Below are 23,453 nucleotides of genomic sequence, written 5' to 3'. Positions count from 1 at the left end.
GTCGCCCCGCCAACTGTGGCGGCGGGGACGTTCGGGGTCGGCTTCGAGTAACTCGCGAACCGACGGAGTGTCGCTTTTTTGCAACACTCGCGTGATCAGGCAGCCTGTACCGGAATGCTGCCCGCGGTTCTCATGATGCGATTGTCGGCATCCGGATAGACCAGGCTGGGTACGTGGCGCTCGGCCTCTGCCGCATCCAGACCCGCATAAGCGGCGATGATCACCAGATCGCCGACGCTGGCCTTGTGGGCCGCCGCACCATTGACACTGATCACTCCGGTTCCGCGTTCGGCACGGATGGCGTAGGTGACGAAACGTTCGCCGCTGGTGATGTTGTAGATGTGAATCTGCTCGTATTCCCTGATACCGGCGGCCTCCAGGAGGTCTTCGTCGATGGCACAGGAACCTTCATAGTCGAGCTCGACCTGGGTCACGGTCGCGCGATGAATCTTGGCCTTGAGCAATTGAATCTGCATGGCATTGGTCTCTGGGTGACAGTCTCGAAGTGAGCGCCTGACGCACGCTCGGACTTGCAGATGGGTCCGCGAGGGCGAAAAAAAAACCCCTCCCCGAACCGGGGAGGGGCAATCTATCGGAGTGATGTACCTCGCTTCGCGCCCTGCGACCTCGACAAAACGTTGCGGTTTTACCAAGGTTGGTGGCAAGTCTACCACAACTTTTGCAGATTTGCCAAACTTACTTCCAATCCTCGGTCGATGTCGCGTAACCCACAGCGCTCGAGGAGTGAGACGCACATCACGTGGAAAAGTTCCCTGCCCCGTATCGACTCCCGTCGCGTTCACGACCGGTTCACCACCGGACTGGATACTTGACCCCGCATTCGAGGCGGACCCTCCAAGGCCCTGACTCCCTCCCCCGCTTCGGATGTCTCTCAAGCCCCTGACCACGGCTCCCGGTCAGGGGCTTTCTTATTTATAGCAGCTACATCGCGTTGGCGTCGAGCGGCTTACACTGGCGCAAAAGGGTCGCTTGTCATTTTCGACGCGCCGAACAAGGAGCCTGGTCATGACTCGAACGTCTCTTGAAAGCGATCGCTGGATCACCACGACCCGAGGCCTCGGCTGGGCGGGCGTCATTCCCTTCGCGGGTCTGGCCCTGACCCGCCTGACCGGCGCACCCGACTGGCTGGATCGCTTGCTGATCGGCTACGGCCTGCTGATCCTTGCCTTCCTCTGCGGCACGCTCTGGCAGCGCGAGCTGCAGTCCGCTGCACCTCGGTCCTCGCGACTGATTGCCAGCAACCTCATCCTGCTCGGCGCTTGGCCCGCCATGCTGCTGCCACAAGCCTGGGCCGCCATGCTGCTCGCTGCGGGCTTCGCCGCGCATCTGGCCGTGGATCCGCCCTGGAAGCTTCGGGCGCTGCCGGGCTGGTACCGTCGACTGCGGCTGGGCCTGAGCAGCACCGTCATCGCCCTGCTCGTCCTCACCTGGCTGATCGCGACCGGCCGTGCCCTCTGACGCTCTGCTGCGCTTCGAGCAGGTCAGCCGGCGCTTCCGCTCGGGTCGGGAGGAGGTCCAGGTCCTGAGCGCGCTCGACCTCAGCCTGGCACCGGGTGAGCGCCTGGCCATCATGGGGGCCTCCGGGTCCGGCAAGAGCACGCTGCTGCACCTGGCCGCCGGCATGGACCAGCCCGACGAGGGCCGCATCTGGCTGGGGCCGGACTGTCTGAGCGAGCTCCCCGAGCCCGGGCGAACCCGGCTACGCGCCAGGCAGATCGGCCTGGTGTTCCAGGACTTCAATCTGATCGACAGCCTCAGCGTCTACGACAACATCGCGCTGGTGCCCTGGCTGAATCAGCAGCCGACCGACGCAACGGCGATCCGCGAACTCTGCGAACGCCTCGGCATCGACCAGCTGCAACAGCGGCTTCCCGAGGAACTGTCCGGCGGCGAGCGTCAGCGCGTCGCCATCGCGAGGGCGCTGATCCACCGTCCGGCGCTGGTGCTCGCCGATGAGCCAACGGGCAATCTCGATCCGGACAACGCCGAGCGGGTGCTCGAGCTGTTCGACGACAGCGTCCGGAATGTCGGCTGTTCGCTGATCATGGTCACCCATGATGCGTCCATCGCCCACCGCTTCGATCGGGTCTGCCGCCTCGAACGAGGCCGGCTCGAAGCGGCGCAATGACCCTCCTCCTGCGCAGTTCGCGCCGCTTCTTCTACCGCCACCCCGCGCAGCTGGCGCTGGCACTGATCGGAATCGCCGCCGGCGTGGCCGTGGTCACCGGCGTCGCTCTGCTGCGCGGGCAATTGCTGGATTCGCTCGATGCGGCGAGTCGAGCCCTGTCCGGCGACCGATCCCTGCGAATCGAAGCCCGCGCCGGCGGCGAACTCGAGGACGGGGATTACGTTGAACTTCGCCTGCGGCGCGGCAGCCCAGCGCTGCAACCCTTCCTATCGGCCACGGTCAGCGCGGGAGACGTGCGGCTGGAACTCATTGCGACCGACCCACTCAGCGCCAGCGCGGAATCCGGCACCAGCCCGGCCCTGGGCGCAGGCCTGATGGCACGGCCGGACGCCGCTCTGATCAACGCAGCCACCGCCGAGCGGCTGGGCGTGACCCCTGGCCAGACGCTGAGCCTGCGCCACGAGGGACGGCAGATCAAGGTCGAGATCCTGGAGCGGCTCGACGGCCAGGCCTGGCTCGACAATCGCCTGCTGATGGACATCGCCGGCGCCCAGGATCTGCTCGAGCGACCCGGACAACTGAGCTGGATCGCGGCGCCAGCCGAGGCCGAAGCCTGGCTGAAGGCAAACCTGCCGGAGGATCTGAGGCTGATCGAGCCCGAAACGCGTCGCGCCGGTCTCGATCGCCTGACCCGGGGCATGCGCATCAATCTCACCGCGCTCAGCCTGCTGGCACTGCTGGTGGGTCTGTTCGTCGTCCACTCGGTCCTCAGTTTTCTGCTCGTTCAACGCCAGCGCCAGATCGCCATGCTGCGAGCGATCGGCGTGACGCGGGGTCGTCTGACCGCCTGGCTGCTGCTCGAAGCCCTCGCCCTGAGCTTTCTGGGCTGCCTGATCGGCCTCGGCCTGGGCACCGAACTGGCGCGCGCCCTGCTGGGACTGGTCCAGAGCCCGGCCGCGGAGCTCTACGGCCTGGTCACCGGTCAACAGATCCTGCCCTCGAGAACCCTGTATCTGGGCATCCTCGCTCTGACCCTGGGAATGACCACCATCAGCGTGTCCGGCCTGCTGCGAACGGCATTCCGGATCCAGCCCGGGCAGGCGCCGGCGTTCCAGCAAAGGGCGGCCGATCCCGGGCCCGGCCTCGCCGGACTTGCCATTGCAGTGACGGCCCTGGTGATGGTCGGCCTGCTCGCCATCTGGATCAGCGACAGCCTGATCGCCGCCCTGATCGCCCTTTTTCTCTGGCTATGCGCCTGCGCCCTGCTGGCACCTCGGCTCGGCCTTGCCGTGTTGGGTCGCTTGCCTCGCCTCCTGCCCGATGCCGCGCCGGCGCGGGCACTGGGCATGCTCGCCGGCTCCAGGCGTCGTCTCTCTCCCAGCCTGGCCGCGCTGAGCCTGGCCCTGGGCCTGAGCGCCGGCATGGCCTTGATGGTCGGCGGGTTCCGAACCGCCGTCGACGACTGGGTCACACGCCTGCTCAGGGCCGATGCGTATCTGAGCATCGACGGACGCGAGCTTGACCAGGCGCAGATCGATTCCATCGGCCAGTGGCCGGAGATCGCTGCGCTGTCCTCGGTCCGCCAGACTCGGCGCCAGGACGGTAGCCGACTCATGGCCTACGACCTGCCCGAGCAGGCAAGGACAGGCTTCGAGTTTCTACAGGGAGGCAGCACGGAGGACTGGGCCGCTTTCGAAGCGGGCAGCGCGGTGTTCATCTCCGAGCCCTTCGCCCGCCGTCAGGCCCTGGTTCGTTCGGACACGATCAGCCTCGAGGGTCCGGATGGCCTGCGTCCCTATTCGATCCTCGGCATCTATCGCGATTACGCCAGCGATGCCGGCCAGATCGCGATCCGGGGCGCACATTATCGAGTGCGCTTCTCCGACCCGGCCCGCGACAGCGTGGGCCTGTATCTGAGCCCCGGGCAATCCCTGCCGTTGCTCGAGACCATGGCCATGCGCCTCGGCGAGCCGACCGAGCGCCTGCGCCTGACCCTTCGCGACTCGGTCCGCCGGATCACTCTGGCGGTCTTCGATCGCACCTTCCGCATCACCCAGGCCCTGGCGGTCCTTGTCGGCACGATCGCCGTGGTCTGCCTGGTCAGCGCCCTGCTCGCCCTCGGCCTGGAGCGGCGACGCGAATACGCCACGCTCCGGGCGCTGGGCCTGACGCAGTCCGGCCTCGGTGCATGGATCCTGACCCAGACCCTCGGCCTGGCGCTCGTGGCAGCCCTGCTGGCGATTCCGATCAGCCTGCTCATCCACGGCGTGCTCTCCGGCCTGGTCCAGCCCAGGGCCTTCGGCTGGAGTGTTCCCCTGAGCCTGTCGCTCGGGCCCTGGTTGCAACTGCTCCCGCTGGCGGCTGCCGCCGGCCTGCTCGGCGGCCTGCTGCCGGCCTGGTCGATCGCCAGGCGACCGCCGGCCGGCCAGCTGAGGGCGCGATGATGGGCGCGGATCGTTGGCTGGCCGCCCTGATCGTCCTGGCCCTGCTGGTCTGGCTGGCGCAGCAGACGCGGGTCCCCGACGAAACCCTCGAGGCGATCGAACTACCCCAGGTCCTCGGCGCGCCGGACTCGGGCGAGCGCTTCGAGCGCATCACCGGGCCGCAGCCGCTGAGCTTTCCCGCCGACCACGCCAGCCATGACGGCTACCGCAACGAGTGGTGGTATTTCACCGGTCGCATCGACGGTCCGGAGGGCCGAAGCTTCGGTTTCCAGTTCACCCTGTTCCGTTTCAATCTCGGCCCCCTGCCGCCCGTGGCCTCGGCCTGGTCATCGTCCCAGCTCTGGATGGCGCATCTGGCTCTGAGCGATCTGGACGAGCAACGCTTCTCCACGGCGGAACGATTCGCGCGCGGCGCTCTCGGCCTGGCCGGCGCCACCGCCGAGCGCTGGTGGCTCGACGACTGGCAGGTCACGACCCAGGATGAGGGGTGGCTGCTCAGGGCATCGACATCCACCTTCGATATCGACCTCGAACTCCGGCCGGACCGTCCACTCGTCCTCCAGGGGCTGGACGGCTACAGCCAGAAGGGACCGGCACCGGGACAAGCCTCACGCTACTACGCCCATACGCGCCTGCGGGCCGAGGGGCGGGTGCGCACCCGGGACTGGAGCGGCCCGGTGACGGGGCTGGCCTGGCTGGACCGGGAATGGGGCTCGGGCCAGCTCGATGAGGGACTGCAGGGCTGGGACTGGTTCGCCCTGCATCTGGACGATGGCCGCGATCTGATGCTCTATCGCCTGCGCCATCACGATGGAACGATGTCGCCGTTCTCGGCCGGCGCCCTGGTCGACCCGAGCGGCGGACGAATCGGCTTGAGTTCCGAGGACTTCAGTGCCGAGGCTGTCGAATACTGGCGCGATGAACGAGGCATCGACTGGCCCATCGCCTGGCGACTTCAGGTACCTGGCGCCGATCTCGACCTGAGCGTCAGGGCGGTCTTTCCCGATCAGTTATGGCGCGAGTCCATCCGCTACTGGGAGGGCGCGGTCGATGCACAGGATCGGCGCAGCAGACTGCTGATCGGGCGAGGCTACATGGAATTGAGCGGATATGGCAACGCCGCGCTTCGGGGGCAGCGTCAAGGGAGCACTGAATAATCATGCTTCCAAGCTGAGCGTGCCGAGGCTCAGGCCACCGCGGAAGACGCTTGGTCCACCATCCGCGTCGCTGAAGCTGCCCGGCGCGGCTCCAGACCGAGCAGCTTTTCCACATCGGTCACCGCCACGCCCCGCTGGAGCAGGTGAGCGGCAAAGCTGTTGCGCAGGGTATTGGCCGACACGGGTCGTTCGATGCCCGCCTGACGCGCAGCGCGCTCGATGGCTTCGATCACCTCGGCCTCGAGACAGTGGCCACGCAGGGCCATTCGCTCGCGGCGGCTCGGATCCTGGCTGTAGGGACCGGGGAAGAGGAACTGCCAGGACCAGGACTTGTTCATCGACGTCGGCGCGCGCATGCCCAGCGGCAGTTGCACGCCGCCGAAGCCATCGGCCAGCTCGCGGATATGCTGCAATTTCAGTGCTTCGATGTGAGCGCGGATGGGGCCGCGCACGCGATCAGGGAGCACGGTCTCTCGACTCGGACGACCGCTGGCGTCACAGACCCGGATGCGATCCGGTTTGAGGTCCTGCACTCGCAAGCGGAGACATTCCAATAGACGCAAGCCGGCACCATAGACCAGCGAGGCAACCAGCCAATCAGTCCCGTCGAGCTGCTCGAGCAAGGCCTGGACTTCTGCTGGCGAGAGAATGACCGGCTGCCGGTCCTGCTCACCGAACTCCAGCAGGGAGGGCAGGCCCTCGTCGCTGGAGCCCAGCACCTCGCGCAGCAGGAAAACGCAGGCCTCGAGCAGCTGGCGGCGCGTCGGGGGATTGAGGGGCCGTCGACGATGCAACTGGTCGACGAAGCGCCGGATGTCTTCCGAATCGAGATCCTCGGGCGCCCGGTCGGTATTCGCCATGAGCAGGCAGCGCGCCCAGTACAGCCAGGCCTTGAGGACGCGCGGACTGAGCTCGCGCTCACCGAGCTTCGATCGCATCCTGACGATCAAGGCGTTGATGGTGGTCAGTTCTGAGTGCCCCATGATCACCCCCAATGTGATGTGGTTCACATTACTCCCGCGGGGCGGGGGTGTCAAACGAGGCTGAATGGATCAGACCAGCCAGCCCGCAAGCAGGAACAGGGACATGACCACCAGCCAGAGCACCAGCATTCGCCAGACCAGCCGGTGCGCCGATTCCAGCGCCTGATCGACATCCGCGTCCGACTCGATCATTTCCTCGCCGATCCGATCGAGAATGCGAGGCGTCAGGCCCCAGAGCGGCTCATCGTCCGGGACGTCGCGCCAGAGACGGTGGACACGATCGAGATCGCTGCACAACCCGGCCGACAGGACAACCAGGAACAGCACCGGAAAGTCCAGCACCAGACGCAAGCGGGCCAGCCAGGCACTGGCTTCGTCGCCCAGCGGCTCCTGCAGGGCGGCACGGACCAGCCGGTAGAGCAAGGCGCCGGGGATGCCGAGCACGACGAACCAGAACAGCAGGCCGAACCAGCGCGACAGGGCCGCGTGATAGACCGCAGCCGAAGCCGCGGCAGGCGAGTCGCCCTCCGCGAGCTGCATGGCGCGCAGCACCGTGGCGCGCTGCGCTGGATCCGATGCCGGGTCGAGCAGACAGGCAATGTCCTGGTCGAGATCGCGCGGGCCGAGGCAGTAGATGAAGGCCAGCAGGGCCAGCAGGAACCAGCCCACCATGCCGAGCGCGCCCATCGTCAGCCACTCGGCGAGGGCGACGACCAGCCAGATGCTCACGATCAGGGTGACCAGCACCAGCCAGGGCTGCTCGGACCAGCGCTTGCGCACCCAGTGCAGCGGGCCCATCCAGGCCTCGAAGCGCCGCAGATGCCGAACGCCGGTGGCATGGTGGCTGATCAGCAGACCGATCAGAACGACCAGCACCGTCATGGCAGGCACTCCGGGCGAGGCCGCCCGTGTTCAGGCACCCAGCGGATCGAAAGGGCAGCGATGTCAGGCCACCCCGAAGGAGGAACCGCAACCGCAGGTCGTGCTGGCATTGGGGTTGCGGATGATGAAACGCGCGCCCTGGAGACTCTCGCTGTAGTCCACCTCCGCGCCCTCGAGGTACTGGAAGCTGAGCGGATCCACGACCAGGGTGACGGCGTTCTTTTCGACCGTCACGTCACCCTCCTCGATCTTGTCGTCGAAGGTGAAGCCGTACTGGAAGCCGGAACAGCCACCGCCGGTGATATAGACCCGCAGTTTGAGCTCGGGGTTGGCTTCCTCGAGGATCAGTTCATGCACCTTGGCGGCCGCCGCGTCGGTGAAGATCAGGGGGGCTGTGGTCGACATCGAGCGAACTCCCGGTTCGTTTCAGCGTGATGCCAGTATAGATGATGGTCAGGCACGGGGAGTTCAATTCCCCTCAGCGGACCGGCCGATTCGGGTCAAAAAAAAGCGGCCAGATGGCCGCTAGAATCGAATGCCCCAAACCGGATGTTCCCAGCGCAATGATTGTTAAGTGCGTGTAGCGCCGTTCTTTTTTCGTAAAGAAAACGTCATGTGCGCCGTTGTTATACCGCCCGCCCGAGCCCCCGTCAAGTTGAGTCCCTGCCGGGACTGGTCCAGAATAGCCGGCGTCTGCCGCAACGCGAACTCGAATCCATGCTCTGGCTCAAGGCCTTTCATCTGATCTTCGTGGTGACCTGGTTCGCCGGTCTGTTCTACCTGCCCAGGCTGTTCGTCTACGCAGCGGAGAACCCCGGCGGGGAGACCATGGCCCTGTTCAAGATCATGCAGCGCCGCCTGCTGATGATCACGCACATCGGCGGCGCACTGGCCGTCGGCTTCGGCCTGACGAGCCTGGCGGCCAACCCCGGCTGGTTGTCGGGTGGCTGGCTGCACGCCAAGCTCGTGCTGGTGGCGGGACTGATCGCCTATCACGCCTGGTGCGCGCGCCTGGTCGCCGTTTTCGCCGCCGATCGCAACACCCATTCCTCGCGCTGGTACCGCTGGTTCAATGAAGTGCCGGCCGTATTCCTGATCCTCATCGTTCTTCTTGCCGTGGTGAAACCGTTTTGAATCGATTCCAGATTGCCGCCCTGGGCGCGGTGCTCCTCGCTGCCCAGGCCGAAGCCGTGATCACCGGCCAGGTGGTCGATGCCACGGACCTCCAGCCGGTCGCCGACGCCCGGGTCCGGATCCAGACCACGACGGGTGATCCGGTCCTTACCGACGCCTCGGGTCAGTTCGTGATCACCGACGTACCCGCGGGCTCGGTGGTCGTTACCGCCGTTCCGACCTATGACTCGTCCCGGGCGATCAACTACATCACCGGTGCGGCCAGCGCCGCTGACGGCGACGATGTCTTCATCACCCTGCAGCGCATGCCCGCCAACGATCTGCCACCACCCTACGAGCCGGGCTCATCCTTCACCTGCTCGGCCTGCCACGCCGACCAGCACAGCGAATGGCAGGATTCGAACCATTCGAACGCCGGCGTCAACGAATGGGTGCTCGACCTCTATTCAGGCACCGGCACGCCGGGCGGCAGTGCCGGCTATGTCTTCCGTGACACCCACGACCCGGGCGACACGGGTTTCTGCGCCACCTGCCACGCACCGCTGGAGGACGCCCAGAACCCGGGCAATGTCTTCCTCGACGAGATCGGCCTGATCGGCGCCTTCGACGGCGTGACCTGCCTCGCCTGCCATCAGATGGCCGAGGTCAACGAGAACGTCTCCGCCCTGCACCACCTCGGCAACACCCTGTACCGCTTCCCCGACGATGGCAGCTTCACGCCGTTCTGGGTCTGGGGGCCGCTGGATGATGTCAGCTTCAGCACCATGCGTGCGTCCTATCAGCCCCAGTTCAAGGAATCGCGCTTCTGCGCCTCCTGCCACGAGTACAACAACCCCGACACGGGCGCGCCGGGCCAGAACACCTACACCGAATGGCTGGCCTCGCCCTTTGCCGTGGAGGGTCCGGACTTCCAGGCCTGTCAGGATTGCCACATGCCGGCGGCCAGCGAGCCGGGACCGATCTCCTCGCTGGGCGGCCAGCCCGTGCGGCCGCCCGAGCAGCGCCGCAGCCACCGATTCACCGGCGCCACGCCGACCACCCTGAGCGATGCGATCGAACTGGACCTGCAGGCCATCCAGCAGGGCGAGGAGCTGGTCGTCACGGCCAACGTCACCAACGCCGGCGCCGGTCACCACTTCCCCACCGGCATCTCGATCCGCAACGCCCTGCTGGTGATCGAAGCCCGCATCGACGGCAATCCGCTGACCCAGAGCGGCGGTGACGTGGTTCCCTTCTACGGCAGCGCCACTTCGACCGACGGGCCCGACGATCTCGCCGGCCTGCCGGGCAAGGGCTTCGCGCGGGTGCTCGAAGGTCGCATCAACGGCGAGGGCCCGACCGTGCGTCCGGTGCTGTTCATCGACGCCGAGGGCGTCAGCAGCGACACCCGCATCCCCTCGGGACAGACCGACAGCTCGGTCTACCGTTTCGACCTGTCCGGCATCACGGAAAACACCAACGCCGAGGTTTCGGCCCGGCTGATCTACCGTCGCGCCTGGCGTGACACGGTGGTGACGAAAGGCTGGACGACCACGCCGACGGGCGGGCCGATCGAGATCGAGGTGGACAATCAGGCGCTGAGCCTGCCGATCGCCGGCATTCCGCCGCTACCGACCTTCCCCGTGCCCGGTCCGGGTCTGGGGGCTCTGCTCGCGCTGGCACTTGGATTGCTGCTGATGGGCTTCGGACTCGGGCGCCGAGCGACGCGCTGATTCAGGATCGGCGGGCCAGGTCCCGGGCCATGTAGAGTGCGGCGATGGTTCGACCCTCGCTGCAGTCTTCGCGCTCGACCAGATCGACGAGGCGATCCAGCGGCCAGCGCAGCACCTCCAGCTCCTCCGGCTCGTCGCCGGGCAGGCGCGAGGGGTAGAGATCACGGGCCAGCACGACGTGGGTCGCGTGGGTCATATAGCCTGGCGCCAGGGTCAGCTGGCCCAGCTCACGGAGCTCGCGTGCGGCGAAGCCGCATTCTTCCTGCAGCTCGCGATTCGCACCTTCGAGCAGGCTTTCGCCCGGCTCGAGGCGGCCCTTGGGCAGGCCAAGCTCGTAGCGATGCACGCCGCAGGCATACTCGCGCACCAGCAGCACATGATCCTCGTCCGGCATGGCCACGATGATGACCGCGCCCAGGCCCCGGCTCAGCAGGCGCTCGTAGGTGCGACGTTCGCCGTTGGAGAATTCCAGATCCAGCTGTTCGACCTTGAACAGATCGGCCGGTCGCCGCTCGCGACGCGCGTGGATGATCGGGAGCTTGCGCTCGTTGTCACTGTCCATGGCGCGAGGATAGCAATTGCCGATGAAGCTCGGGACAGGCCGCCAGGACCGAAGTGGTCTCCAGGCCGATCTCGGCCCCGTCCAGGTCGGTGATACGAGCACCGGCCTCGCGGACGATGACGGTCAGGGCCGCGATGTCGAGGATGTTGACGTCGGACTCGATGACCACGTCCTGCCCGCCGTCGGCCAGGCGATGGTAGGAATAGAAATCACCGTAGCCCCGCGAACGTGCGGCCCGGCTGACCAGTTCGCCGGCCCAGGACCAGGCTTCGCTCCGGGCCAGGCTGCGCAGATTGCCGAAGCTGATATCGGCCGATTCCAGTGCCCCGCAGGGCTGGACCTGCACCCGGCGATCGTCGATCCAGGCGCCCTGCCCGCGCAGGGCCCAGGCGGTCTCGCCGAACACCGGCGCCGAGGACACGCCAAGCACCAGTTCCGAATCGACCATCAGCGCGATCTGCACGGACCAGAAGGGCAGGCCCCGAATGAAGCTGCGCGTCCCATCGATGGGGTCGACCAGCCAGAGGTAGCGGCCCGACCCTTCGCGACCGTATTCCTCGCCGTAGATGGCGTGGTCCGGGTAGGTCTCGAACAGGATCTGTCGGATGGCGCGCTCGCAGGCGCGATCGGCCTCGGTCACCGGGCTGGCATCGGCCTTGCGCTCGACCTCCAGCTCGCCGCGGAAATACGCCAGGGCGATCCGGTCGGCGGCCTGCGCCGCCCGGCGAGCCACGGCCAGGGTCTGATCGAGATCGAAAGGCTTGGAATCACTCATGGTCATCGGCTTCGACGGATTGGAACTGCATTATCGGTCAGCCACCGCCGAAGTTCAGCGGCGCGCTCATGATCAGACGCTCAGCCCCTCACCAACCGAGCCCGCCGGTCAGCTGCAGACGCACCTGACCATCGGTCTGGCGCTCTCCCAGGGTTCCGAGCTGGGCGGCCAGATCCGGACGATCCGGGCGCGCCCGCAACCAGAGGTCGACCGCGTAGCGCTCGGCGTCGAAGCGAATCTGGCCACGCACGCTCACCGCCGCCGGCTCGAGCGATCGCAACTCGGCCAGCAGCTCGTTGTCCTGCGGAGTGAAGACCAGCTCGATCCGCCCCAGGGACTCTTCGATGGTCCCCACCAGGGCGGCCTCCTCCCAGATCAAGCGTCCTTCGACCCGGGGCGCCTGGCCCTCGGCCAGTTCCGCCCGGTCCAGATCGAAGGCCAGAAATCCCTCCGGCCGGCTGAAGCGCAGCCAGTGCGCCAGATCCAGGCGCGCCACATCGAGCTGACCCCTCACGTCCTCGAGACTGAGCACCGAGCCCGGCGACCAGCGTCCTTCGAGTCGGCTGCCGGCGTCGAAGGCAGTCCAGCGCCACTGGCGACCGCCGGCCCAGCGCCACTCCAGACGCATCGGCACCTGCCCGACCTGACGCCAGCGCGCCGATCCGGACCAGATCGTGCCCGAATACTGGCCCAGGGCCGCAGGCGGATCGAAGCGCGGCACGACCACGGAGGCCGGCAGGGTCAAGAGAATCAATACGGGCAGCGCGATCAGCGCCAGGATCAGGAGCTTACGCATTCGTCGACAGGGTCACCCGGACGTTCACCTGGCCGTCGGCACGGGCGCGATCGGCGCTGAGCTGCTGCACCTCGATCGGGTACTGGCGCGACAACTGCTGCAGCCAGCTCATCATGGCGACGAAATCGGCCCCGTCCAGCCAGACCCGGACCTGACCATCACCGGCCGGTTCGATGCGGGTCAGCGCACCGGCCAGGCCCGCCGCACGGGCGGTCCGATCGGCCAGGCCGAGCAGGCTCTGGTCCGGATCGAGACGGGTGGCCTGGCTCTGACCGCGCAGCTGCTGGGCCACCGGGGTGACGGCCACGAGCCAGTCCAGCAGGGCCTGCTGCTGAGCGATCCGTTCGCGCTCCATCTCGCGGGCCTCGACCAGCGGTTCCCAGACCTCGACGAAGAGCAAGGCACCGAGGGCCACCAGAGCGGCGAGAATCATCAGCACCCGCTGCCGGATCGCCAGGCGATTCCACCACTCGCTCATGCGCCACCCGCCGAAGTCAACAACAGGCGCCCGCTCGCACCATCGGCCTCCAGGCTGGCCGACTGCACTTCGGCACGCAGGTCCAGGTCACGGAAACGCCGCGCCAGGGCTTCGAGCCCGGCCACATCGGGGGCGCGCAACTGAAATTCCAGGCGACCCTCGCGAAAACTCATCGCCTCCAGCACCAGACCGGGCTGACCGGCGATCACCGGAGCGGCCTGGTTCATCAGATCGAGCAGACCGGCCGCCTCGCCGTAGCGCAGGCGCGAGAGCTGGCGCTCGGCCTGCTCGCGATGCCGGCCGGCGGGCGTGACGCCCGGGAAGGCCGCGGCGAACTGCGCGTCCAGCTCACCGGCAAGTTCGGCGGCGCGCGACTCGAGCAGTTCGAGCTCGACCACGGCATGGGCAAAGGCCAGCACCATGGCGGCCACGGCTGCGGCGGCCGCGTAGCGCCAGTAGGAGCGGGCGGCCCGCGCACTGCCCGAGGCAAAGGGCCCGCTGAGGAGATTGATCGGCACGGCCTTCAGGCCCTGGACCAGCACCTGCAGGGGCTCGTCGGGACGATGCTCGATGCCGGCATCGTCGGCCAGGGCCGGGAGCGCCTCGCCGTACCAGACTCGAGTGGCCTCGGGGTCGAGCGTGCTCAACAGATCAGCGACCAGGTCGGGCTCGAAGCTGCCGAAGTCCCAGTCACCCCAGCGCGCCAGCACCCGATCGCCGAAGGACGCCAGAGTGATCTGACCGGGCGCCCAGGGCAGGCAGAGTGCATCGGGCACCAGCTGTTCCACCGCCAGCGGCTCGAAGCGACCCATCAGCTCGCTCATGCGAGCCTGGCCGATGACCACGCAGCACAGGCGCTGCTCGGCATCTCGTGGGCCCGCCACCACGTGTTCGTCCTCCGCGGAGCTGGCCAGATGCTCTTCCGCCGCCCAGCGCAGGGCCTTGGCCTGGCGCGCGGCGCTCATGGGCGGGAGGTCGAGACGCAGGCCGATGCAATGGGCCGCATCGACCAGCACATGGACCGGCAGATCCTTCGGCCAATCGGCCTGTTCGGGCGCCGATGCGCCCTCGGACCGGACCCGGCCGGCACGGTCCAGCACCCGCCAGGACCAACGGTCTCCGGCCGCATGGACCAGTACTTGTTCCTTGGCCGAAGACGCCATGATCAGGGCACACCCTGGCTGAACCAGCGGAAATCATAACCCGATCCCCCGAGCTGGATCAGCCCGAAGTAGTCCCGCTCCACCCCATCCAGAGTGACCCGCGCCTGAGCCAGGTACCAGCGGCTGCTGACGCTCAGGCGGGCTTCCAGGCCCGGCGTGGCCAGCGCCTGGATGACCGGGTGCCCGAGAAACCCCCGAAGTTCCCGCCAGGGCCCGTCCGCGAGCACGCGCTCGGCCTCTTCCAGACTCAGCTCGGGCACCAGGGCCGCCAGCACCGGCGCCGTGGTCGTGTTGATATTGATCCGCTGCTCCGTCGGCGGCAGAGTCGTGGTCAGGCTGGCCAGGCGCTCGGCCGCTGGGGCGTCGACGCTACGAAGCCAGCGCAGTTCACTCGGGTGCGCCATCGGCACGCCCGCCGCTCGATAGGGCGGCCGGAAGGCCGCATAGACGCCGCTGCCGGCGCTGCCCGGTCGGGCGATCGGCGCCCCCTCCAGCCAGTCGGCCAGCTCGAGGGCAATGACCGGATCGAGACCGACGTGCTCGAGCAGGCGTTCGAAGGCGGCCAGGGCCTGGGCGCTGCTGCCGGGGTCCGGATGGACCAGGGCGTTGAGGTTGAAGCGGGCCTGCTGGTCGAACAAGCGCCCCTGCACCCAGCCACCCGGCACGTCGAAGGGCGGGGTCCATTCGCCGTTGAGGAGGGCCGGATCGGCGCCATCGGACAGGGCCTGCTCGATCAGATCCCTGGCCAGCAATTCCATGCCCAGGGCGTACTGATAGGCGCGTTCATTGTCCAGCAGGGCCTGGGTGCGGGCCTGGGTGCCCTGCCCGCGCTCGATCAGGCCCAACGCGATCACGCTGGCCAGTGCGGCGGCAATCAGGGCGATCAGCAGGGCCGCGCCCCGCTGGCGACGGAGGGCCATCACGAGGAAATCACCAGCAGGCGCCGGATGCGACCGAAGCGTTCGTGGTCGATCAGGACCTCGATGGCCAGGGGCAGCGGGCCGGCGCCGCCGCTGCGCGGTGGCCATTGATCGTGCCAGGCGCCGGTCGAATCCCGATAGCGCCATTCCACGGCCTCGAGATCCAGGTCCAGGGTTTCGATCGCCGGGCTCAGGGCCTCCGTCGGATCGGTCACGGGCCAGCTCAGGCGGGCGAGTTCACCGCCCTCGAATTGCCAGGCAAAGCGCTGCAGATGGCTACGGCGCAGGCCGGTCGGATTGATCCAGCCGGCGCGAACACCGCTCAGTCCACGCGCGGAGCCACTGAAGGCCGGCTCGATCTGACCCAGGGCATTACGTCGGGCTCGCTGGCTGAGCTGGCGGAGGTCCGACTCCAGCCGCGCCACGCCCAACTGCAGACCGGCGAGGGCCTCGGCGTGTTCGCGCTGGCCGATGGCCGAACGACTCAGGCCATCCAGGGCCACGTAGGCGCTGGCCGCCAGCACCGAGAAGACCAGCACGGCCACCAGCACCTCGACCAGGGTGTACCCGTCCGCCCGTCTCACAGCGGCAGGAACCCCGTGTGAGAGAGCACGGGGCCGGGATCCCCCGGCTCGTTGAACACGGCCACGTCGACGCGCAGCATCTGGTTGCCCGGTGCCGGCTGGATCAGGGCCTCCCAGTGCCAATCCTGCTGCCCCATCGGGCTTCGCCCCTGGCGCCGCTCGCCCGGCGCCGGCGGGTCGAGGCGCAGCTCGGCGATCACGTTGCTCGCCACCCACAGCGCCATCGTGCGGGCCTCGGCATCGCCCTGGGTGCTCAGGCTCTGGGCGCCCACGCGCGCCAGCGCCGCCACGGCAATCGCGACCACCAGCAGTGCGACCAGCACCTCCAGCAGCGTGAACCCTCTGGCCCGTCGACCCCTCATGCGGACGGTGACTCGATGTCCAAGCGTCCGCTGGCCTGGCCTTCGAGGCGCCAGCGCAGACGATCGCGGGACAGGGTCAGCCGAAACGGGGTCAGCTCGCCCAGGGGCTGGCAGATGATCTGGGGACGGATATCGGCTGGCTCGTCGAACTCGACTTCGGCGAGCTCGACCGGATAGCCACTCATTTCGAGTTCGACCTCCAGTCCCTCGGGGAAGGCCTGCGGCCGGTTCGGGCCGTCGGGCGGGAGGGGTCGCCAGCCCTCGGCCGTGCCCTGCCAGACGTCATAGCCTGCGGCGCTCAGGCGCAGGGCACGGGGCCTCGCCTGGAACATCGCCTGCTCGCATTGATGGTTCAGGCGGGCCGCCAGGCGTTCGAGCAGATACTCGGGGTCGTCCGGGCTCCGCCACTGCCCCAGGCGCAGTACGACCAGGGCCGTCAGGGTGGCCGCGATCGCGACCACGACCAGCACCTCGATCAGGGTGAAGCCACGCGCTCGCCGCATCGAGGGCTCAGCCCTCCCAGTTGCCGATCTCGGCGTTGGTGCCTTCGCCCCCGGGCATGCCGTTGGCGCCGAAGGACCAGACGTCGATCTCACCCTTCAGGCCGGGATTGAGGTACTGGTAGGGACGGCCCCAGGGATCGGTCGGCAGGCGGTCGATGTAACCGCCGGGCTTCCAGTTGGCGGCCTCCGGCTGGCCCGCAGGCTGCCGAATCAGGGCGTCCAGGCCCTGCTCGGTCGACGGGTAGTGATAGTTGTCGAGCTTGTACATGTTCAGCGCCGTGACCAGGGCCTGCACGTCCTGGCGCGCCTTGGTCACGCGGGCCCGGTCCGGCTCGTCCATGACTCGCGGCACGACGACCGCAGCCAGAATGCCGATGATCACCACCACGACCAGAATCTCGATCAGGGAAAAACCGGCCGCCGCGCGGCTGCGAAAAACGCTCATTCTCTGCTACCTTGTTGCGATGAATTCCACCCCCGCAATGATACGCCGACCCGGCGGCGCGAACACGCGATGAGCAATCAGCACTGGCGAGAGCGCGATCTGGCCGCGCTCTGGCACCCCTGCTCCCAGATGAAAGACCACGAATGGCTGCCGATGATTCCCATCCGGCGCGGAAGGGGGGTCTGGCTGGAAGACTACGACGGGCATCGCTACCTCGACGCCATTTCATCCTGGTGGGTCAACCTGTTCGGTCACGCCAACGAGCACGTCGCCGCACGCATCGCCGAACAGGCGCGGGAACTGGAACACGTCATTCTCGCTGGCTTCTCCCATGCCCCGGCGATCGAGCTGGCCGAGCGCCTCACCCAGCTCGCCCCGCCGGGCCTGGAGCGGGTGTTCTACGCGGACTCCGGATCCGCCGCCGTCGAGATCGCCCTGAAGATGTCCTTCCATTACTGGCTGAATCAGGGCCAGGCGGAAAAGACCCGCTTCGTCTGCCTGTCCGGCAGCTACCACGGCGAGACCCTCGGCGCCCTGGCCGTGGGCGATGTCGGCCTGTATCGCGACACCTACAAGCCGCTGCTCCTCCAGCCCCTGGTCGTGCCCTCGCCCGACTGCTTCGAGAGGGAACCGGGCCAGAGCTGGGCCGAGTTCAGCGTCGAGCGTTTCCGGGACATGGAGAAGCTGCTGGCCGAACGGCATTCGGAAATCGCCGCCGTGATCGTCGAGCCCCTGGTCCAGTGCGCCGGTGGCATGCGCATGTACCACCCGGTCTACCTGGAGCGTCTGCGCCAGGCCTGCGACCGCTACGGCGTGCACCTGATCGCCGACGAGATCGCCGTCGGCTTCGGCCGCACCGGCACCCTTTTCGCCTGCGAGCAGGCAGGCATCCGACCGGATTTCATGTGTCTGTCCAAGGGCCTGACCGGCGGCTTCCTGCCCCTGTCGGCCGTGCTGACCCGCGAGTCGATCTACCAGGCCTTCTATCACGACTACGAGCAACTTAAGGCCTTCATGCATTCGCACAGCTACACGGGCAATGCCCTGTGCTGCACCGCCGCCCTGGCCACCCTGGACCTCTTCGAGGCCAGCGACGTGCTCGCCGACAACCGGCTCAAGTCGAAGCGCATGCGCGAGCGCGTTGCCGAACTCGAAGACCACCCCAACGTCCACGAGATCCGCCAGCACGGCATGATCCTGGCCATGGAAATGGGACGATCCGACGGGCAGCCCTATCCCTGGGAGGAACGCCGGGGCATCCGCGTCTACCGGTACGGCCTCGAACACGAGACCCTGCTGCGCCCGCTGGGCAACGTCGTCTACTTCATGCCGCCCTACGTGATCAATGACGAGGAGATCGACCAGCTCGCCCGGGTCGCGATCGAGGGCATCCACCAGGCGACCCGCGACTGATGCGCCGCATTCGCCTGTACGACGATCAACCGATGGCCGCCGGCCAGGCCCTCGAACTGGGCAGCGGGCCGGCGAAGCATCTGCTGCGCGTCCTGCGCCGCCAGCTCGGCGATGAAGTCGTGCTGTTCAACGGCGACGGACAGGAGTACGAAGGCCGGATCGTCGAACTGATCGGCAAGAACGGCTGCCGCATCGAGATCGATCGCGCCGTCCGCCCGCCGGTGGAATCCCCCCTGGACATCGTCCTGGCCCAGGCCATCGCTCGTGGTGAGCGGATGGACTGGGCGATTCAGAAGGCCGTCGAACTGGGCGTGACCGCCATCCAGCCCGTGTTCAGCGAGCGCTGCGAGGTGCGCCTGGACGAGCGTCGGGAAGCCAAGCGCCTCGCCCACTGGCAGGGCGTGGTGGTCGCCGCCTGCGAGCAGAGCGGGCGGGCACGCGTGCCCGAGGTGCATTCGCCCATTCCGCTGGATCAGCTCGAGCCCGGCAAGGCGGTCGGCCTCTACCTCGACCCGGAAGCCGATCTGCGCCCGGCCGAACTCCAGATCGAATCCGGGCGCACGATCCTGATCGCCATCGGCCCCGAGGGGGGCTTCAGCCAGCAGGAATGCGACGCCCTGTCCAGGCGGGGTTTTCGGGGCTTGCGCCTCGGCCCGCGCGTGCTCCGCACCGAAACCGCCGGCGCCGCTGCCATCGCCATGCTCCAGACCCGCTTCGGGGACTGGTAGAACGAATCATAGAGAAGCCCTTTCCATGTCCGAGAACGACACTCAGTGGTACACCGTTCGCCTGGTCCTCGAACCGAGTCAGATCGACGCGGCCGAAGACGCCCTGTTCGAACAAGGGGCACAGGCCGTGACCCTGCTCGATGCGGAGGACCATCCGGTCCACGAGCCCGGCCCGGGCGAACGCCTGCTCTGGCCCCAGGTCCTGGTCGAGGCCCTGTTCGACCATCCGCCCGCACTCGACACCCTGGCCTCGGAGCTGAGCGCGGCCGGCGTCCTGGTCGAAGCCTCGGCCCTGCAGACCGCCAGCCTGGCCGACCGCGACTGGGTGCGCGCCTGGATGGATGAGTACCAGCCGATGCGCTTCGGAGCGGGTCTGTGGATCTGCCCCAACCACATCGAACCCGACCCCGCCTGGCCGCGCGTGATCCGCCTCGACCCAGGGCTCGCCTTCGGCAGCGGCACGCACCCCACCACCGCGCTCTGCCTGGAGTGGCTCGACGGTCAGGACCTGAGCGGCCAGACCGTGATCGACTACGGCTGCGGCTCCGGCATCCTCGCCATCGCCGCCGCCCTGCAGGGGGCCGAGCGCGTGATCGGCGTCGACCACGACCCTCAGGCCATCGAAGCCACCCGCGACAACGCCCAGCGCAACGGCGTGGCCGATGCCATCGAGGCTCTGCTCCCCGCCGATTTCCAGCCCGAGCCCTGCCGCCTCGTGCTGGCCAATATCCTCGCCGGTCCCCTGATCGAGCTATCCGACCGGATCTGCGACTGCCTGGCACCGGGCGGCCGCCTGGTCCTCTCCGGCATTCTGGAAACCCAGGCCGAAGACGTGGCCGCCGCCTATCGCTCCCGACTCGGCGAGCCGACGATCGCGGTACGGGATGGCTGGGTCCGTCTGGTCTTCGAGGGTTAGAGGGGTTCGAGCATCGGGTACGGTCCGGCGCTTCGAGGCGGGCGTGACGATCGGCTGGGTCGATTCGGATGGCTCAATGGAGCCGGGTGCCCACGAATGGGACCGGCGGGAACTGCTGGATTCATTGGTCTTCTGATGGCTCCCTGCTGACCGAAGGATGCTGATGGCGCACTGCCATCCTCCGCGCCACGCCCGCCTCGCCCCGCCAGACCGCACCCGATGCAGCAGATTGGGAGATGGGAAAAAGCAAAACCATCGCAAGCGCTAGCGCTGCGCTGCCGCAAGACCACCCGCCTCCTCCGCCTTTTCTTTTCTCTCAAAACTCTCAGCGGGGAGGGAGGTTGCCGTCGGGGCCGACAGGGATCGCGGCAGCAGGCACCGACCCCACAGCATGCATCCGACAGACTGCCAACTCACGCGAACCACCATTGCAAGCCAGCAAACAAGAAACATTCAGCGGGCACCCGGCTCCCCGAACCCCTCACCAGGCACCCCAGCCGATCCGATCCCTGTCGGCCCCGACGGCGGCCTCCCTCGCCGCCACCCCCCTACTCTTCGGGGGGTGGGCCGTAGCGATCCGGGTCCTGTTCCCACAGGCCCTCGATCAGGGTCCGGTACAGGCCGACTTCCGGCCGATCGCCCATCGCGTCAAGACGACGCAGGGACTGCTTGGGATGGGTGTCGCCGTAGATCACCCGGATGGCTTCGAGGAAGAGCTGACCGAAGAGCGGCGTGTGCGCGATCTTCGAGCGCTGCTCGGCCAGGCGATTGCGCTCCTGCTCGCGGCGGGCCGCGTCCAGGTCCTTGCCGACCACCATCTGCAGCCAGGGCGAATCGCGGAAGACCACCAGCACGTCCAGACCGGCGCGCTCGGCGTAGAGGGCGAATTCCTCGGCCACGCAGAACTGGTTGCGGGCCACGTCCTTGCGCTCGGAATGGTCGGAGCGATCCCAGAAATTGACTTCGTACATCCAGCGCTGCCAGCCGACCGGATCGGCCAGGTTCCAGGTCTCGACGTAGGCCAGGCCGCCGGACTTGAGCGTGCGCGCGATCTCGCGCAGGTAGAGGAACAGGTCCTCCTTGTCCATGTGGCAGAGCACGGCCACGGAGTAGGCCTTGTCCAGACTGTCCGAGTCGATCATCGACAGGCTGGTCCGCTCCAGCACCTCCAGGCGCACGTTGTCGTGACCTTCGAGGCGACGACCGGCCACCTTGATCATGTTCGGCGAGATGTCCACGCCGGTCCAGTGGCCGCAGCGTCCGACCAGCTCCCGCCCGATGCGCGCCGCGCCGCAGCCCAGCTCGAGGATGGCATCGTCCGGGCCCAGATCGACGGCCGTGGCGACCATGTCGGCCGTATGCGCACCCGTGGCCCGGGCGACGGCTTCACTGCCGCTGTTGTCCACGGCTTCCAGGGCGGCCAGATCATCCGCCGAGCGGCGATCCCAGACCGCGCGATAGTTGGTATCGGTCATTGCTTCTCTCATGATTCAGTCGCCGGCGCATCAACGCCGGAAGGCCAGTGATCGCCGAGCGCGAAGTATAAGGCGCCGATGCCGCGCCCGTATAATGCCGGGCCTATTCTCTCACCCCGTGTTCAGCCGTGTCCCTGACCCTGACCCGTTTCGAAGCGGCGCCGGAACCGCGCCTCGAATTCCAGATCGACGAGCCGATCGTCTTCGACCTCGACGCCGAACTGATCGTCGACGCGCCCGATGGCCAGCGATGGCAGTATTTCCTGCGCCAGACCGGGCTCGACATCTCCTGGCTACCCGCCGGCCGCTACCGCCTCGATTGCCCGCAGGCCGGCGATTGGGCCGAGGGCTCGGCCCTCACCCTGATCCTGCGTGACGAAGCCAACGCCGGCGGCCGGGAACGGGGACGGGCGTCGACCACCCTCGAAGGCCGAGCCAAATGGGACAGCGGCAGCTGGAAACTCCACTCCGGCGCCGGCACCGTGCCCGTCAGCGAGCTGAGCTGGGCGCGTCAGGATCACAACTGGTTCTTCCGCCACTTCGACCATGCCGCCCGGACCATCATCCACCTGTTCTTCCAGCGCGACCAACGCCTGAAGGGTCGCGTACTGGACGTCGGCTGCGGGGACGGCATCACCGATCTGGGTATCGCGCTGAGAATGCAGCCCGAGGAACTGGTCGGCGTGGACCCGTTCAAGGGCTATGAGCGACTGGCCGAGGTCTGCCGCGCACATCATCTGCCCGAGGCCTTGATCAGCCCGCCCAATCTGCGCTTCCAGGCCGATGACGCCAATGCCCTGAGCTTCCCCGACGACCACTTCGACGCGGTACTGAGCTGGGGTTCGCTGGAACACATTGCCGGCGGCTATGACCGCGCGATGGCCGAGATCCGGCGCGTGCTGCGGCCGGGCGGCCTGTTCTTCGCCCATCCGGGCCTGTTCTACGGCAGCGTGGGCAACCACCTGGGCGAGTTCTTCGACGACCCCTGGATTCACCTGAAGATCGAGCCTGAAGAACTCGAGCGGCGCGTTCTTGCTGGCCGGCCGCGCTACATGGATCGGGCCGGAGAGGAGTCCCCGAGCGAGGACTACTGGCGCTGGTACACGGAACTGAATCCGATCACCGTGGACGGCTTCGAAAAGGAACTGCGGGCGCTGGGCTTCGAACCGCGGCGCTTCGCCCTGCGCACGGACCCGGTGGTCGACTACAGCCCGGAACTGCAGGAACACTCGATGACCACGCTCGGCCTGGCCGAGCTCTATGTCGTCTGCGAACTGAAGAAGTAGGGGGCGATCAGCGCCGACGACGGCGGCGACGAATCATCGAAGGGGTCAGACCGGTCTCCGGATCGGGCCGACTCGGCCGCGCCGGCGCGGCCGGCTTTTCCGCAGCCTCGTTCTTCAATGCCTCCCTGGCAAAGGCTTCTTCATCGAAGGCCTCGTCCCGCGACGGCTCAGCGGCTTGCGCCGCAGCGGGTGCCGGTGTCGGCGCCGGCTGGCTGACCGCTTCCCGACGAGGTGCCGGCTCGGGTTCGGGTTCGGGTTCGGGTTCGGGCTCCGGTGCCGCCGGCGCGTGCAGAAGCGAGGCACCGTCCACCCGGACATCGGCCACGCCGCTCACGCCGCGCGCGGTAGCGTAGGCTTCGAGCAATTCGTCCACGCCCTCGAGTTCGCCCTCGGTGACGAGAATCAAGCGCGGAATGCCCTGGTGATCGACCAGCTGCTGGGACTTGAACTCGAGCGACAGGCTGCGCAAGGCGGCCACGGCACCCGCGAGCACTCCGGATTTGCGCTTCAGATCGAGTTCGATGATCACTTCAGACATGGCTAGCTCCCTTTCATCGTGGCGGCACCGAGGGCCGCTCGCCTTGCG

General features: G+C 67.6%; 26 protein-coding genes. 10 read left to right on the top strand and 16 right to left on the bottom strand.

The window, feature by feature from the left end; translation table 11 throughout:
* Positions 1-95: 95 nt before the first annotated feature.
* Entirely contained in the window at positions 96-476 is a 381-nt protein-coding gene (gene panD / locus WM2015_RS02890; RefSeq protein ID WP_049724631.1) for an aspartate 1-decarboxylase, read from the bottom strand.
* Between the two features lie 550 nt (positions 477-1,026).
* On the opposite strand from panD, the gene WM2015_RS02885 reads away from it, so the two are divergent.
* From WM2015_RS02885 to WM2015_RS02870, 4 genes are read left to right on the top strand one after another with little or no spacing between them, the layout of a single operon-like run.
* Positions 1,027-1,479, top strand: coding sequence for a DUF3429 domain-containing protein (locus WM2015_RS02885; RefSeq protein WP_049724630.1), 453 nt, complete (start codon positions 1,027-1,029; stop codon positions 1,477-1,479).
* Positions 1,469-2,149, top strand: a complete 681-nt coding sequence (locus WM2015_RS02880; protein ID WP_211260956.1) for an ABC transporter ATP-binding protein — start codon at positions 1,469-1,471, stop codon at positions 2,147-2,149. Before WM2015_RS02885 ends, WM2015_RS02880 begins: the two co-directional genes overlap by 11 nt.
* The gene (locus WM2015_RS02875; RefSeq protein WP_049724629.1) at positions 2,146-4,593 is read left to right on the top strand and encodes an ABC transporter permease; all 2,448 of its coding nucleotides are present in this window, start codon (positions 2,146-2,148) and stop codon (positions 4,591-4,593) included. The genes WM2015_RS02880 and WM2015_RS02875 overlap by 4 nt, the downstream gene beginning before the upstream one ends.
* Entirely contained in the window at positions 4,593-5,750 is a 1,158-nt protein-coding gene (locus tag WM2015_RS02870) for a lipocalin-like domain-containing protein (RefSeq protein ID WP_169751075.1), read from the top strand. The genes WM2015_RS02875 and WM2015_RS02870 overlap by 1 nt, the downstream gene beginning before the upstream one ends.
* 29 nt (positions 5,751-5,779) lie before the next feature.
* On the opposite strand, the gene WM2015_RS02865 is transcribed toward WM2015_RS02870, so the two are convergent.
* From WM2015_RS02865 to erpA, 3 genes are all read right to left on the bottom strand, one after another.
* Positions 5,780-6,733 (bottom strand): tyrosine-type recombinase/integrase, encoded by a 954-nt coding sequence (locus WM2015_RS02865; RefSeq protein WP_049724627.1) that lies wholly within the window; start codon positions 6,731-6,733, stop codon positions 5,780-5,782.
* Positions 6,734-6,802: 69 nt separating this feature from the next.
* Positions 6,803-7,615, bottom strand: a complete 813-nt coding sequence (locus tag WM2015_RS02860) for a hypothetical protein (RefSeq protein ID WP_049724626.1) — start codon at positions 7,613-7,615, stop codon at positions 6,803-6,805.
* Between the two features lie 63 nt (positions 7,616-7,678).
* Positions 7,679-8,020: an iron-sulfur cluster insertion protein ErpA gene (gene erpA, locus WM2015_RS02855; protein WP_049724625.1), complete on the bottom strand. Its 342-nt coding sequence runs from the start codon at positions 8,018-8,020 to the stop codon at positions 7,679-7,681.
* 312 nt (positions 8,021-8,332) lie between these two features.
* Between erpA and WM2015_RS02850 the strand changes: the two genes are divergently transcribed.
* Positions 8,333-8,749 (top strand): CopD family protein, encoded by a 417-nt coding sequence (locus tag WM2015_RS02850; RefSeq protein ID WP_049724624.1) that lies wholly within the window; start codon positions 8,333-8,335, stop codon positions 8,747-8,749.
* Positions 8,746-10,461, top strand: a complete 1,716-nt coding sequence (locus WM2015_RS02845; protein ID WP_049724623.1) for a carboxypeptidase regulatory-like domain-containing protein — start codon at positions 8,746-8,748, stop codon at positions 10,459-10,461. The genes WM2015_RS02850 and WM2015_RS02845 overlap by 4 nt, the downstream gene beginning before the upstream one ends.
* A 1-nt stretch (position 10,462) precedes the next feature.
* Here the strand turns inward: WM2015_RS02845 and nudE are convergent, their stop codons facing one another.
* The 10 genes from nudE to gspG all read right to left on the bottom strand — a co-directional run bounded on the left by nudE (position 10,463) and on the right by gspG (position 17,049).
* Positions 10,463-11,023, bottom strand: a complete 561-nt coding sequence (nudE, locus tag WM2015_RS02840) for an ADP compounds hydrolase NudE (protein WP_049724622.1) — start codon at positions 11,021-11,023, stop codon at positions 10,463-10,465.
* Positions 11,013-11,798 (bottom strand): inositol monophosphatase family protein, encoded by a 786-nt coding sequence (locus WM2015_RS02835; protein ID WP_211260955.1) that lies wholly within the window; start codon positions 11,796-11,798, stop codon positions 11,013-11,015. Before WM2015_RS02835 ends, nudE begins: the two co-directional genes overlap by 11 nt.
* 88 nt (positions 11,799-11,886) lie before the next feature.
* Positions 11,887-12,594, bottom strand: a complete 708-nt coding sequence (gene gspN, locus WM2015_RS02830; RefSeq protein ID WP_049724620.1) for a type II secretion system protein N — start codon at positions 12,592-12,594, stop codon at positions 11,887-11,889.
* Positions 12,587-13,072: a type II secretion system protein GspM gene (gene gspM, locus WM2015_RS02825; protein WP_049724619.1), complete on the bottom strand. Its 486-nt coding sequence runs from the start codon at positions 13,070-13,072 to the stop codon at positions 12,587-12,589. The genes gspN and gspM overlap by 8 nt, the downstream gene beginning before the upstream one ends.
* Complete coding sequence (gspL, locus tag WM2015_RS02820) at positions 13,069-14,235, bottom strand: type II secretion system protein GspL (protein WP_049724618.1); 1,167 nt, start codon at positions 14,233-14,235, stop codon at positions 13,069-13,071. The genes gspM and gspL overlap by 4 nt, the downstream gene beginning before the upstream one ends.
* 2 nt (positions 14,236-14,237) lie before the next feature.
* Entirely contained in the window at positions 14,238-15,155 is a 918-nt protein-coding gene (gene gspK / locus WM2015_RS02815) for a type II secretion system minor pseudopilin GspK (protein WP_049724617.1), read from the bottom strand.
* Entirely contained in the window at positions 15,155-15,739 is a 585-nt protein-coding gene (gene gspJ, locus WM2015_RS02810) for a type II secretion system minor pseudopilin GspJ (RefSeq protein ID WP_049724616.1), read from the bottom strand. The genes gspK and gspJ overlap by 1 nt, the downstream gene beginning before the upstream one ends.
* Positions 15,736-16,101, bottom strand: a complete 366-nt coding sequence (gspI, locus tag WM2015_RS02805) for a type II secretion system minor pseudopilin GspI (RefSeq protein WP_049724615.1) — start codon at positions 16,099-16,101, stop codon at positions 15,736-15,738. Before gspI ends, gspJ begins: the two co-directional genes overlap by 4 nt.
* Positions 16,098-16,604 carry a prepilin-type N-terminal cleavage/methylation domain-containing protein gene (locus WM2015_RS02800; RefSeq protein ID WP_049724614.1) on the bottom strand — a complete coding sequence of 169 codons (507 nt, stop codon included), beginning with the start codon at positions 16,602-16,604 and terminating at the stop codon, positions 16,098-16,100. The genes gspI and WM2015_RS02800 overlap by 4 nt, the downstream gene beginning before the upstream one ends.
* 7 nt (positions 16,605-16,611) lie before the next feature.
* Positions 16,612-17,049 carry a type II secretion system major pseudopilin GspG gene (gene gspG / locus WM2015_RS02795; RefSeq protein WP_049724613.1) on the bottom strand — a complete coding sequence of 146 codons (438 nt, stop codon included), beginning with the start codon at positions 17,047-17,049 and terminating at the stop codon, positions 16,612-16,614.
* Between the two features lie 69 nt (positions 17,050-17,118).
* Between gspG and WM2015_RS02790 the strand changes: the two genes are divergently transcribed.
* From WM2015_RS02790 to prmA, 3 genes are read left to right on the top strand one after another with little or no spacing between them, the layout of a single operon-like run.
* Positions 17,119-18,462 (top strand): adenosylmethionine--8-amino-7-oxononanoate transaminase, encoded by a 1,344-nt coding sequence (locus WM2015_RS02790; protein ID WP_049724612.1) that lies wholly within the window; start codon positions 17,119-17,121, stop codon positions 18,460-18,462.
* On the top strand, positions 18,462-19,190 hold the full coding sequence (locus tag WM2015_RS02785; protein WP_049724611.1) for a 16S rRNA (uracil(1498)-N(3))-methyltransferase: 729 nt from the start codon (positions 18,462-18,464) through the stop codon (positions 19,188-19,190). The genes WM2015_RS02790 and WM2015_RS02785 overlap by 1 nt, the downstream gene beginning before the upstream one ends.
* A gap of 25 nt (positions 19,191-19,215) precedes the next feature.
* On the top strand, positions 19,216-20,106 hold the full coding sequence (gene prmA, locus WM2015_RS02780) for a 50S ribosomal protein L11 methyltransferase (protein ID WP_049724610.1): 891 nt from the start codon (positions 19,216-19,218) through the stop codon (positions 20,104-20,106).
* 548 nt (positions 20,107-20,654) lie between these two features.
* On the opposite strand, the gene WM2015_RS02775 is transcribed toward prmA, so the two are convergent.
* Positions 20,655-21,581, bottom strand: coding sequence for a class I SAM-dependent methyltransferase (locus tag WM2015_RS02775; protein ID WP_049724609.1), 927 nt, complete (start codon positions 21,579-21,581; stop codon positions 20,655-20,657).
* A 128-nt stretch (positions 21,582-21,709) separates the two neighbouring features.
* Here WM2015_RS02775 and WM2015_RS02770 point away from each other — a divergent pair, with 128 nt between their 5' ends.
* The gene (locus WM2015_RS02770; protein ID WP_049724608.1) at positions 21,710-22,867 is read left to right on the top strand and encodes a class I SAM-dependent methyltransferase; all 1,158 of its coding nucleotides are present in this window, start codon (positions 21,710-21,712) and stop codon (positions 22,865-22,867) included.
* Between the two features lie 7 nt (positions 22,868-22,874).
* Here the strand turns inward: WM2015_RS02770 and WM2015_RS02765 are convergent, their stop codons facing one another.
* The gene (locus WM2015_RS02765; protein ID WP_049724607.1) at positions 22,875-23,405 is read right to left on the bottom strand and encodes a hypothetical protein; all 531 of its coding nucleotides are present in this window, start codon (positions 23,403-23,405) and stop codon (positions 22,875-22,877) included.
* Between the last annotated feature and the right edge of the window lie 48 nt (positions 23,406-23,453).

This window comes from Wenzhouxiangella marina (assembly GCF_001187785.1).
GTDB classification, from domain to species: domain Bacteria; phylum Pseudomonadota; class Gammaproteobacteria; order Xanthomonadales; family Wenzhouxiangellaceae; genus Wenzhouxiangella; species Wenzhouxiangella marina.
The sequence above is the reverse complement of the archived record's forward strand: the minus strand, read 5'-3'. Positions and strand labels throughout refer to the sequence as shown.